General features: G+C 71.6%; 8 protein-coding genes, 1 tRNA gene and 1 pseudogene. 9 read left to right on the top strand and 1 reads right to left on the bottom strand.

The genetic code is table 11. From position 1 onward, the window contains the following. Positions 1-415 precede the first annotated feature (415 nt). Positions 416-820 (top strand): hypothetical protein, encoded by a 405-nt coding sequence (locus AC08OV_RS09430; protein ID WP_476619550.1) that lies wholly within the window; start codon positions 416-418, stop codon positions 818-820. A gap of 119 nt (positions 821-939) precedes the next feature. Continuing rightward, positions 940-2,112, top strand: a pseudogene (locus AC08OV_RS09425) (recombinase family protein); the annotation flags it as partial. A gap of 620 nt (positions 2,113-2,732) precedes the next feature. On the opposite strand, the gene AC08OV_RS09420 reads toward AC08OV_RS09425, so the two are convergent. Beyond that, positions 2,733-2,804: transfer RNA gene (locus tag AC08OV_RS09420), tRNA-Arg, on the bottom strand. A gap of 73 nt (positions 2,805-2,877) precedes the next feature. Here AC08OV_RS09420 and AC08OV_RS09415 point away from each other — a divergent pair. The 7 genes from AC08OV_RS09415 (at position 2,878) to rho (ending at position 12,346) form a co-directional block, all read left to right on the top strand. Next, a complete protein-coding gene (locus AC08OV_RS09415) occupies positions 2,878-3,264 on the top strand; it encodes a response regulator transcription factor (RefSeq protein ID WP_462186535.1) in 387 nt (128 codons plus the stop codon). A gap of 24 nt (positions 3,265-3,288) precedes the next feature. Next, positions 3,289-4,359: a DALR anticodon-binding domain-containing protein gene (locus AC08OV_RS09410; protein WP_476614826.1), complete on the top strand. Its 1,071-nt coding sequence runs from the start codon at positions 3,289-3,291 to the stop codon at positions 4,357-4,359. A 115-nt stretch (positions 4,360-4,474) separates the two neighbouring features. Further along, complete coding sequence (gene lysA, locus AC08OV_RS09405) at positions 4,475-5,935, top strand: diaminopimelate decarboxylase (protein WP_476614825.1); 1,461 nt, start codon at positions 4,475-4,477, stop codon at positions 5,933-5,935. Beyond that, positions 5,932-7,215, top strand: a complete 1,284-nt coding sequence (locus AC08OV_RS09400; protein ID WP_476614824.1) for a homoserine dehydrogenase — start codon at positions 5,932-5,934, stop codon at positions 7,213-7,215. The genes lysA and AC08OV_RS09400 overlap by 4 nt, the downstream gene beginning before the upstream one ends. Beyond that, entirely contained in the window at positions 7,212-8,345 is a 1,134-nt protein-coding gene (gene thrC / locus AC08OV_RS09395) for a threonine synthase (RefSeq protein WP_476614823.1), read from the top strand. The genes AC08OV_RS09400 and thrC overlap by 4 nt, the downstream gene beginning before the upstream one ends. Then, positions 8,342-9,475: a homoserine kinase gene (locus AC08OV_RS09390; protein ID WP_476614822.1), complete on the top strand. Its 1,134-nt coding sequence runs from the start codon at positions 8,342-8,344 to the stop codon at positions 9,473-9,475. The genes thrC and AC08OV_RS09390 overlap by 4 nt, the downstream gene beginning before the upstream one ends. A 771-nt stretch (positions 9,476-10,246) precedes the next feature. Beyond that, positions 10,247-12,346 carry a transcription termination factor Rho gene (gene rho, locus AC08OV_RS09385; protein ID WP_476619549.1) on the top strand — a complete coding sequence of 700 codons (2,100 nt, stop codon included), beginning with the start codon at positions 10,247-10,249 and terminating at the stop codon, positions 12,344-12,346. Positions 12,347-12,480 lie beyond the last annotated feature (134 nt).

The following is a 12,480-nucleotide window of genomic DNA, read 5'->3' as shown; positions in this document are numbered from 1 at the left end:
TCCCGACTCTCCCCACCCGCCGCGCCTCGCGCGCCCGGCATCGCCTGCGGCGCAGCAGCCAGACGGCCCGCGCCCCGTCCCCGCGCCTGCGGGGCCGGCGCGGACGCCGGCCGACGCGCCGCCGGTCGGCCAGGACTCGGGGGGCGAGTCCGGGTCCGGACCCGGCTCTTTTCCCGGTCGGTTCTCCGCCTGGACCCCAGATGGGAATCCCGACTCGGCTGGAGCGGTGCGCTGCCCGCGATCCATTCCCGGATCGGAGCATTTCCCGTGTTTGTTGGGTTCTCTTCCGGCCCGTCCGGGTGTTACCTTTGTTGTCGATGAGCCGGATACTGCCCCGTGCCCTGCTGGGAGCGGCTGCCCGATCCTGGCCTCCCCTGCCTCTGCCACGTCCCTTCCCGCGACGTCTGGAGGCTCTGTGACGGCTGCCGACACCCCCGCTTCCCTCGACCACCCGGACGACCGCGGCGAGCCGCGGACCGCCGAGCCCGACACGGCCAGCCCTGGCCAGAGCGACCGGCCCGCCGCGACGGGCGGCGCCCCGGCCGGGGACGACCCTCCCGGGTCGGTGGGGGAGCGGCCCGAGGCGCAGGACGCGCGGGTCGTCGCGCTGCGACCCCGCCCGGAGGGCGGGAGCGGGCGGCCTGGCCGGCGGTGGGTGTTCCACGGCGAGGTCGAAACGATCAGCGGGCTGGAGGCTGACCGGATCCGGGCGGAGCTCGCGGACGTGATCCGGGATCTTCTGCTGTGGGCCGCCGGCGAGGCCACGGAGAACACCGGCGAGGCCACGGAGAACAGTGGAGCGGAGGAGGAGGCGGCGTGATCGATCCTGATCGTCCGTCCCGGGCGGCCGACCCAGGCCGTCCGGGACCCGGGCCGGCGAGGCGGGCGGCGGATCCGGCGAACCCGGCACTGTCGGATCTGGCGGTGTCGCCGTTCGCGATGCCGCTGGCAGGGCTGGATCGGGAGGTCCGGGTCGCGTTCGCGGGGCGGACCTCGACCGAGGAGCAGCAGGACCCGCGCCAGTCGTTGATGCGTCAGCTGGACCGGGCGAAGTCGGCGCTGCCGGAGTCGTGGGTGATCGTCGCGCACTTCTATGACGTGGAGTCGGGCCGCAAGGACCTCGATCAGCGCGGCCACGGGGCGGACGTGTCCCGGTTCGACATCCCGATCCCCCGCGACGGCGGGATCGATGACCTGCTGGCCGAGGCGGAGCATCCGCGGTGCCGGTTCGATGCGGTGATCTGTGAGTCGATGTCGCGGATCGCCCGGCGGATGTACGAGAACCTCGCGATCGAACGCCAGCTCGAACAGGCCGGCGTCGCGCTGCTGGCGTGGAACGAGCCGATCAAGGTCGGTGGGCCGCGGGCAGGGCAGATCCTGCACCGGAGGATCAACCAGTCCGTCGCCGAGTACGAGGTCTGGAACACCCTCGAAAGCAGCTGGGGTGGGCTGTGCACCCACGTCCGCGACGGCTGGAACATCGGCAAACCGCCCTACGGCTACCGGGCCCGCAACTACCGGCACCCGAACTCGGCCAAGGCCGACCGAGGGGCGACCAAGACCCGCCTCGAACCCGACGGGGCACGCGGCGAGACGGTCACCCAGATCGCGCACTGGCGCTACTACCGCGGGCTCGGCTACGGCGCGATCGCCGAGGCCCTCAACGCCGATCTGGAACGTTACCCGCCGCCCGAGCCGGTCGGCGGAGCCTACCGGGCACGCGGGGCCTGGTCGAAGTCGACGGTGGCCGATCTGCTGCGTAACCCGAAGTACACCGGCTACCAGGTGTTCAACCGCCGGGCGAGCCGCTCACGGCACGGGGCGGTCAACGGGCCGGAGAAGTGGGTCTGGTCCGAGCAGCCCGTCCACGAACCGCTGATCCCGAAGTGGATGTTCGACGAGTTCAACGCCCACCGCCAGGCCCGGCGCGGCTCCCGGCAGCACAACGACCTCAACGCCCATCCCGCGACGAAGCGGACGTATGTGTTCCGGGGCATGGTCCACTGCACCTGTGGGCGGCGGATGTTCGGCAACGTCCGTGAACCCGGCGCGCCCGTCTGGTACATCTGCTGGCCGAAAGCGAATAACAGGGGCCGCGACGACAAGCTCGCCGACCACCCCAAGACCGTCCGCATCCGCGAAGACGTCCTCGAAGCCGCGATCACCGACTTCTACACCGAACGCGTCTTCGGTCGCAGCCGGGTCGCCCTGCTGGCCGCGGAACTCGCCAGTTTCGACGACCGCGCGACCCAGGAGCGGGCGGCCGAACGGAGCAGGCTCCGCAAGAAGATCGACGACCTTGGACGGCGGCAGGACAACCTGCTCCGCCAAGCCCAGGACGGCGACCCCGACGACCCGTTCACCCAGGGACTGCGAGCCACCTACAACCAGCTCGACACCGAGCGCAAGACCGCCCTTGCGAAGATCAAAGAACTCGACACGGCCGACGACGCAGAACCCGACCGGCCCGGCCCCGACAGCCTCACCCTCCTCGACGCCCTACCGACACTCACGCTCAAGCTCGACAAGGCACCCGAGGAGCTACAGCGACGCCTCTACGAGATCACCCAGCTCACCGTCCACCTCGATCACGAGAAGCAGGAGGTACAGATGATGATCAAAATTCCGGTCAGCGACCTCGACACGGTCGCCGATCTCGCGGAAGTGGCCGCCAACACCCCCGCACCGCGTACGACAACCACCCGGCACCTTCACCGCGTGGATGCAGTACGTGCCCCCGGCAGGATTCGAACCTGCGCACCCGCCTCCGGAGGGCGGTGCTCTATCCCCTGAGCTACGGGGGCCCCGGGTCAACGCGGCCTACGTTACCAGGACGGAACGCCGGATCGGGAATCCGGGTCGCCGTAAGCTTCCGGTGTGTACCCTGCCACCCCCCGAGTCCTCGTCGTCGACGACGACGCGGTGATACGTCAGCTCGTGGTCGTCAACCTTGAGTTGGAGGGCTTTGAGGTCCATACCGCCGTAGACGGCGTGGACTGCCTGGAGATGGTGCGCGAGGTCGCCCCACAGGTGATCACGTTGGACATCATGATGCCGAGGATGAACGGCTGGGACGTGGCCGCCCGGCTGCGGGAGGAACCGGACACCGCCGCCATCAAGATGATTATGCTGACTGCCCGGGCCCAGGAGGCCGACGTCAAGCGTGGGGTGCGGGTCGGGGTGGATTACTACCTGACCAAGCCGTTCGACCCGGACGAACTCATCGGCGTGGTCCAGCGGCTGGCTGCCGGCCAGCCGGTCTGACCCGGCGCCGATAACATCGCCGTCATGACCCCCGCCGATCTCGCTGACGCCATCGTGACGGCCATCGGCCGCGCGGTCGCGGACGGCGACTTGGACGTGACTGTGCCGACCGCCGTCACGGTGGAGCGGCCGAAGACGCCCGAGCACGGGGACTACGCATCCCCGGTCGCGCTCCAGCTTGCCAGGGCCGCCCGTCGTCCGCCGCGCGCCGTCGCGGAGACGTTGGCCCGGCGGCTCGCCACCGACAGCGAGCTCGCCGCCGTGGACGTCGCCGGCCCGGGGTTCCTCAACTTCCGGCTGGCCGACGCCGCCCTCGGGGAGATCGCCCGCACGGTGGTGTCGGCCGGTGACCGGTACGGCCGGGCGGTCAGGCCACGAGGTGTCCGGGTCAATCTGGAGTTCGTCAGCGCGAGCCCGACCGGCCCGGTGACGCTGGCCTCGGCGCGCTGGGCGGCCGTCGGGGACGCCCTGGGGCGCATCCTGCCCGCGGCCGGGTTCGAGGTGGGCACGGAGTACTACTACGACCGCCGGGCGTCCGAGCAGGCCCTGCACGACCTGGCCGACGCGGTCGGGGCCGACGCGGCGCGGTACTGGCTGGTCCGCTCTTCGCCGGATTCGGCGCTCGAGCTGGATCCGGACCTGATGGCCCGCCAGACCAGTGACAACCCGGTCTTCTACGTGCAGTATGCCCACGCGCGGATCAGCTCGCTGCTGCGCAACGCCGAGTCCCTGGGCCTCACGGCCGAGTCCCTGGGCCTCACGGCCGAGTCCCTGGGCCTCACGGCCGCGACCGAGCCGGTCGACGTCGCCCTGCTGACCCAGCCGCGGGAGGGTGAGCTGCTGCGCGCGCTCGGCGAGTTCCCCCGAGTGATCGAGTCCGCCGCGAGGCTGCGCGGCCCCCATCGGCTCGCCCGCTATCTCGAGGAACTTGCCGGGGTCTACTACCGGTTCTACGACTCCTGCCGGGTGCTTCCGCGGGGCGACGCCGAGCCCGGTCCGGCCACCGGTGCGCGGCTGCTCCTCGTGGCGGCAACCCGGGTGGTGCTCGCGAACGGCCTGGGACTGCTCGGGGTCAGCGCCCCCGAGCGGATGTGACGAGCGGTTGGTCCGACCGTCCGGGCGTCCGGGCGGGTTCGGGAACGAGCCGGTCGGAAAGCGTGAAACAGGCGGCATGAGGCAGGCCAGGCGGCCTGAGGCAGGCAGAGGCGAGATGAGCGAGATCGACAGCCCAGCGGTGGTGCCGTTGGAGGAGAATCTGTGGCCGGCCACGGCCCGGCTGGACGCCGACGGCGTGCTGCGGATCGGTGGGATCCGGGTCGACGAGCTGGCTGCCGAGTTCGGCACGCCGGCCTTCGTTCTCGACGAGGCCGACTTCCGGGCCCGGTGCGCGGCTTGGCGGCGGGCGTTCGCCGAGTGTGATGTCTACTATGCAGGCAAGGCCTTTTTGTGCCGCACGGTCGCTCGCTGGGTGGATGAGGGGGGCCTGAATCTCGACGTCTGTACGGGCGGGGAGCTCGCAGTGGCCCGCTCGGTCGGCTTCCCGGCGGATCGACTGCTCTTCCACGGCAACAACAAGTCCGTCGCGGAACTGCGGGCGGCCGTCGGCTATGGCGTCGGGCGGATCGTCGTCGACTCCTTCGCCGAGATCACCCGCCTGGCAGCCGTCGCCGCCGAGGCGGGCGGGTGCCAACGCGTGCTGATCCGCGTCACCCCGGGCGTGGAGGCGCACACACATCACTACGTCTCCACTGGGCAGGAGGACCAGAAGTTCGGGTTCTCGCTGGCCGGCGGGTCGGCGGCCGAGGCGGTGGAACGCGTGCTCGCGGCCGCTGGCTCCCTCGAACTCGTCGGCCTGCACGCGCACATCGGCTCGCAGATCTTCGACACGGCCGGGTTCGGCCTGGCGGCGCACCGCCTGGTGGGCCTGCTCGCGCGCATCCGCGACACCCACGGCCTCGAACTGCCCGAGCTCAACCTCGGCGGTGGCCTCGGCATCGCCTACACCGGCGAGGACGCCCCGCTGGAGGTCACCGACGTCGCCGAGCGGCTGACCGCCGTGGTCGGCAAGGAGTGCGCCGCCGCGGGCCTGACCGTCCCGCGCCTCGCGGTGGAACCGGGACGGGCCATCGTCGGGTCGACGACGGTGACCCTCTACGAGGTCGGCACCGTCAAGGAGCTGCCCGGGCTGCGCACCTTCGTCAGCGTGGACGGCGGCATGAGCGACAACATCCGCACGGCGCTCTATGACGCCCGCTACACCGCCCGGCTGGTCTCCCGGACCGGTTTGGCCACGACGCACGTCGTCACGGTCGTCGGCCGGCACTGCGAGTCTGGGGACGTCGTCGCCCACGACGTGCCGCTGCCCAACGACGTCCGGCCCGGTGACCTGCTGGCCATTCCCGCCAGCGGCGCCTACCACCGGTCGATGGCCAGCAACTACAACCACGTGGCGCGTCCACCGGTGATCGCCGTGCGCGACGGCGCGGCCCGGATCATCGTCCGGCGGGAGACCGAGGACGACCTGCTGCGCCTGGACGCCGAGCCGGGCTTGACTGTCGAGCCGGGCCTGACTGTCGAGCCGGGCCTGACTGTCGAGCCGGGCGTGGACGCCGGTCCGGGCCTGGACGTTGAGCCGGGCGCCGGCCCGGCCTCCCCGGAGGTGGCGCGGTGAGGATTGCGTTGCTAGGCTGTGGAGTTGTCGGCAGCGAGATCGTCCGGCTGTTGCAGGCCAACGCCGCCGATCTCGCCGCCCGGGTCGGGGCTCCCTTGGAACTCGCCGGGATCGCGGTGCGCAGGCCGGGCCGCGCCCGCACTCTCGACGTGGATCCGGCGCTGTTCACCGGGGAGGCGGCGGGCCTCGTCGCCCGGGACGACGTCGACATCGTGATCGAGCTCGTCGGCGGCATCGAGCCGGCCCGCTCCTGGCTGCTGTCCGCCCTGCGGGGGGGTAAGTCGGTGGTCACCGCGAACAAGGCCCTGTTGGCCTCGGACGGCGCGACGCTGCACGACGCGGCCGCCGCGGCCGGCACCGATCTCTACTACGAGGCCGCCGTGGCCGGGGCCATCCCGCTGATCCGCCCGCTGCGCGAGAGCCTGGCCGGGGATCGCGTGCACCGGGTGCTCGGCATCGTCAACGGGACGACCAACTTCGTGCTGACCCGGATGGACGAGACCGGCGCGTCGTTCACCGAGGCGCTCGCCGAGGCCGGTGCGCTCGGATATGCTGAGGCCGATCCCTCCGCCGACATCGATGGGTTTGACGCGGCTGCGAAGGCGGCCATCATGGCCCAGCTGGCCTTCCACTCCCGGGTAACGATCGACGACGTCTACCGGGTCGGCATCGGTGAGGTCACCACCGCCGACATCGCCAGTGCCCGGGAGCTCGGTTGCACCGTGAAGGCGCTCGCGGTGGCGGAACGCTCGGCCAAGACCGAGGGGATCAGCGTGCGGGTCCACCCGGCGATGATCCCGCGGACCCACCCGCTGGCCGGGGTGCGGGAGGCCTTCAACGCGGTGTTCGTCGAGTCCGAGGCGGCGGGCCAGCTGATGTTCTACGGCCAGGGTGCCGGCGGAGCGCCGACCGCCTCGGCGGTGCTCGGGGATGTGGTCGCGGTCGCGCGCAACCGTATCGCCGGCCGCCGCGGCCCTGGTGAATCGTCCTACGCCGCGCTGCCTGTGCTGCCGATGGGCCGTACCGTGACGAGGTATCACGTGAATCTCGACGTCACCGACAAGACCGGCGTACTCGCGACGGTCGCCGGGGCGTTCGCGCGTCACGATGTGTCCATCAGGAGCGTTCGTCAGGACGGCCGCGGCGACGACGCGAGCCTCGTCCTGGTGACGCATGCCGCCCCGGACGCGGCACTGTCCGCCACCGTCGAGGAGCTCCGCGGCCTCGCAGGTGTCCGGGCGGTGTCCGGCGTGATACGGGTTGAGGGAGGTGAGCCGTGACCACGACGTCATCCACACCGCTCGCGGACGAGCCGGCCGTGCCGGTGCTGTCCGCGGCGCCCGAGCGGCCGCATCGGCCGTGGCGGGGAATCATCGAGGAGTACCGGGACCGTCTGCCGATCGCGTACGACACACCCGTCGTCACGTTGCGTGAGGGTGGGACGCCCCTGCTGCCCGCGGCACATCTCTCCGACCTCACCGAATGTGAGGTTCATCTCAAAATCGAAGGGGCGAATCCGACCGGGTCCTTCAAGGACCGCGGGATGACGGTGGCCATCAGCCGGGCTGTCGGCGCCGGTTCCCAGGCCGTCATCTGCGCGTCCACCGGCAACACCTCGGCGTCGGCCGCCGCCTACGCGGCCCGCGCCGGCATCACCTGCGCGGTGCTGGTGCCCAGCGGGAAGATTGCCCTGGGCAAGCTCGCCCAGGCGCTTGTCCACGGGGCCCGGCTGCTGCAGCTCGACGGTTCCTTCGACGACTGCCTGCGGGTGGCGCGCGAACTTGCCGACACCTCGCCGGTCACCCTGGTCAACTCGGTGAACCCCTTCCGTCTCGAGGGGCAGAAGACGGCGTCCTTCGAGATCGTGGAGGCGCTCGGCCGGGCCCCGGACGTCCACTGCCTGCCGGTCGGTAACGCCGGCAACATCACCGCTTACTGGCGGGGCTACCTCGAGGAGAACAACCGGATCGCCAGCGGCCGCCCGCGGATGTGCGGTTTCCAGGCAGCGGGTGCCGCGCCCATCGTGCGGGGCGAGGTGGTGACCTCGCCACAGACGATCGCCACGGCGATCCGCATCGGCAACCCGGCCTCGTGGGGTCTCGCCGTCGAGGCGCGGGAGGCCTCCGGTGGTCTGATCGACGCCGTGAACGACCGGGAGATCCTCGCCGCCTACCGCCTGCTGGCCCGCAGGGAGGGTGTCTTCGTGGAGCCTTCCAGCGCCGCGAGCGTCGCAGGCCTGCTGAAGGCGCGGGCGGCCGGCCGGATCGAACCCGGCGAGCAGGTCGTGTGCACCGTCACGGGTAACGGGCTCAAGGACCCTGACTGGGCGATCAGCGGCGCGGCCCGGCCGGAAACGATCCGCCCGACCGTCGCGGGCGCCGCCGAGGCGCTGGGGCTGCGGCGCTCGTGACCACTCGGTTCTCCCCGCGTCCAGGCGGGACGGCAGCCTTCGCCGAGCGGGCCGGTCGGTCCGGGCCGGTCACCGCCGCCGACGGCGTGTCGCGGCGGGTCCGGGTCCGGGTGCCGGCGACCAGCGCGAATCTCGGCCCCGGCTTCGACGCGTTCGGCTTGGCATTAGGCCTGTATGACGAAGTCGATGTCGAGACGACCCGATCCGGCCTCACCGTCGACGTCGTCGGCACGGACGTCGTTGCCCGGGACGAGACGCACCTCGTGGTCCGGGCGATCCGGGCGACCTTCGACACCCTCGGCCGGGCGCAGCCCGGTCTCGCGTTGCACTGCGTCAACCGGATCCCGCACGGCCGCGGGCTGGGATCCTCGGCCGCGGCGATCGTCGCCGGGGTCGTCGCCGCCGCCGCGCTCGCGCAGCCGGACCTCGGGCCCGCCTTCGAGGCCGATGCCGTTTTCGACGCCGACGCGGACTCCGTGTCCGCGCCCGATGACGCGTCCGAGCCGGGCCCGGTGCCCGGCGCGGCGTCCGGAGCCGGCTTCTTCGGGCCTGCGGGCATGCTGCGGCTCGCCAGCGCCATCGAGGGGCACCCGGACAACGTCGCCGCGGCGCTGAGCGGGGGCTTCACCGTCGCGTGGCTGGACGGCGACGGTGCCCGGTCCCTGCGCGTCGATCCCTTCGCCGAGCTGAGACCCGTGATCTTCATCCCCGCGATACGACAGTCGACCGAGCAGTCGCGCGGGGCGCTGCCGAGCAGCGTTCCATTCGCCAACGCCGCCCGCAACCTCGGTCGGGCCGCGCTGCTGGCGTTGACGATGTCGGCAGCCGAGCCGGCCGCCGGGCAGCCGTCCCGACGTGCCGAGGCACTCCTGCGTGCCACCGAGGATCTGGTGCATCAGCCCTACCGGTTCCCCGGCGTCCCGGCGTCGGCAGACCTCGTCGGTCGGCTGCGCGGCAGGGGGATCGCGGCGGCCCTGTCCGGTTCGGGGCCATCCGTCATCGCCCTCGCCGTCGGCGGTGAACAGGCCGCGGCGGCGGTGGATGTGGCGGGTGCCGGGTTCTCTGTCGCCCCGCTGCCGGTGGATAGACGCGGTGCACGCGTCATCCGATGTCGATCCGCGGCGCCATGACCCGGTTGCCCGCGGTGGGATCCGCTGCGACGGCTGGCGCTGCGAGCTCCCGATTCGCGGTTGTGTGTCACATCGGGAAGTCCTGACGTCTCAAGGTTGTTGCCGAGGTGTCTGCCGCTGGATAGTCTGGTGACTGCACCCGCTGCCACCGCGGCGCGTGCTCGCTCCCGCCGTGCCGCTCTGGTCTCGCCAGATGGAACATGGTTCGGGGCTCCGGTGTATAAGCTTCGTCGTCGTTGCCTCGGCTCCACACCGGCACTCCCCAGGCGGGATCGGCGAGTTCGCTCGCGGCAGTCGGCCGCTGGCGCCGTACACGGGCGCGATGCTCGCCCATCCGGTGCTGTATACCCCTTCATCCGGCATGTGTGCAGGCGAAGAAGGTCCACAAGCAACGCCCGGCTCACCAGGAGCCAGTTCCTTCAGGGAAGGAAAACCTTGAGCGACACCACCAACGTGCTGCCGCAGAGCGCACGTGAGTCTGCGCCGCCCGTGACGCCTGCATCGCCCCGGGAGAGCGACTTGGCGGCGGGCATCTCGTCCGCAGACGCCATCTCGGCTGAGCCCACCGGGAACGCTGAGCCCACCGGGAACGCTGAGCCCACCGGGAACGCTGAGCCCACCGGGAACGCTGAGCCCACCGGGAACGGTGAGCCCACCGGGAACGGTGAGCCCACCGGGAACGGTGAGCCCACCGGGAACGGTGACTCGCGCGCAGGCCGTACCACCCGGACCGCTCTCCCCGCACCTTCTCCGGCCGGAGAAGGTGCGGCCGTGACCCGACGCCGCCGGCAGGGCACCGGTCTGTCCGCGATGCTGCTCCCCGAACTGCAGGCCAAGGCCTCGTCCCTGGGGATCCAGGGCGTAGGCCGGTTGCGCAAAGGCCAGCTCATCGCCGCGATCCAGAACCTGCAGAACAACGAGTCCGCGGCCGCGCCCGCCGCGGCAGCCCCAGCGACTTCTTCGGCCCTCGCGGCCTCCTCGGCCTTTGCGCCGCTCCCGGCGGAATCGGGGCCGGCCTCGTCCGCCGGACCGGTCCCGGCCGCGAGCGAGACATCTCCCGCGCCGCGGGTGTCCCGGCAGGCTGCCGGCCCGGACGGTACCGCTACCCGCACCCGTTCCCGTCGTGGGGCCTCTCGGGCGGCGGCGAGCCCCGCCGTCGAGCAGCCGACCCTGCCCGAAACGGCGGCCGGGGACACGGTCGTGGAGACCCGGGCCGGATCGGCTACGGATGCCCGGGCCGGATCGGCCGCCTCCGCCGTGGCTTCCGCCCAGCCGACCGTGTCCGCCCAGCCGGCCGTGTCCGCCCAGCCGACCGGGGCGCCCGCGTCGGCTCCGCCGGCCGCCGCGTCCCACCGTCAGACCGATGCCGGTCCCCGGAGCCGGGAGGACCGTCGGGATCGTTCCGCCGACAACGGCCGGGTGAGCGCGAGCGACCGTCAGGGCGGTGAGGCCGGTGGCGAGCGTGCCACGGCGGACCGCCAAGGCGCGGACCGTCGCTCCGGTACGGACCGTCAGGCCGCTGATCGTCCCAGCCGCGTGGACCGCACCCAGCAGGGTGACCGGTCCGGGGCAGAGCGTTCCGGCGGCGACCGGCCCGGGCAGGGGGGGCAAGGGGGACAAGGCGAGGACGACTTCGCCGCTCGTGGCCGGCGGGGCCGCTTCCGGGAACGCGGTCGTAACCGCGGTCGCGGTGGGCAGGCCGGCCCGAGCGAGAACGAGCCGGTCCTGCGCGAGGACGACGTCCTGGTCCCCGTCGCCGGCATTCTCGACGTTCTGGACAACTACGCCTTCGTGCGGACCAGCGGGTACCTGACCGGCCCGACCGACGTCTACGTCAGCCTCGCCCAGGTGCGTCGCAATGGGCTGCGCCGCGGTGACGCCATCACCGGTGTCGTCCGCGCCCCGCAGGAGGGCGAGCAGCGCCGGGACAAGTACAACGCGCTGGTCCGGCTCGACACCATCAACGGGATGGAGCCCGAGGAGGCGCGCGGCCGGCCGGAGTTCACCAAGCTGACTCCGCTCTACCCCCAGGAGCGGCTGCGCCTGGAGACCGAGCCCCACATGCTGACCACGCGGGTCATCGACCTCGTGATGCCGATCGGCAAGGGGCAGCGGGCCCTGATCGTCAGCCCGCCCAAGGCGGGTAAGACGATGGTGCTGCAGTCCATCGCGAACGCGATCACGACGAACAACCCGGAAGTCCACCTCATGGTCGTGCTCATCGATGAGCGGCCGGAGGAGGTCACCGACATGCAGCGGTCGGTCAAGGGCGAGGTCATCGCGTCCACCTTCGACCGTCCACCGGCCGATCACACCAATGTTGCCGAGCTGTCCATCGAGCGGGCCAAGCGCCTGGTCGAGCTGGGCCACGACGTCGTCGTGCTGCTCGACTCGATCACCCGATTGGGCCGTGCCTACAACCTGGCAGCCCCGGCCTCCGGTCGTATCCTGTCCGGTGGTGTCGACTCGACGGCGCTCTACCCGCCGAAGCGGTTCCTCGGCGCGGCCCGCAACATCGAGAACGGCGGGTCTCTGACGATCATTGCGACGGCGCTAGTGGAGACCGGTTCGACGATGGACACTGTGATCTTCGAGGAGTTCAAGGGAACCGGCAACGCCGAGCTCAAACTCGATCGCAAGATCGCCGATAAGCGGATCTTCCCCGCGGTGGATGTTGACGCCTCCGGTACCCGCAAGGAGGAGATCCTGCTTGCCCCGGACGAGCTCGCGATTATGCACAAGCTGCGTCGCGTGCTCCACACCAGGGAGACCCAGCAGGCCCTCGAGCTCCTGCTCGACCGGCTCAAGCAGACCAGGACGAACTACGAGTTCCTGATGCAGATCGCCAAGACCGCACCGCCTCAGGATTAGCCTTCCCCCACACGGCGCCTTCGGCGCAGTGTGGGGACCCCTGGCGTTGGGCGCCGTTCGGGGTTTCCGCGCGATCGCCTTCGGCGATCTTGCTGGGGGGTTGTTGGGGGGGAGCCGTTGGCGTCTTCGGCGCA

It is taken from the genome of Frankia sp. CeTa3Moorea (assembly GCF_978021225.1).
Note: the sequence above shows the minus strand (reverse complement) of the source record. Positions and strands in the feature narration are given on the sequence as shown.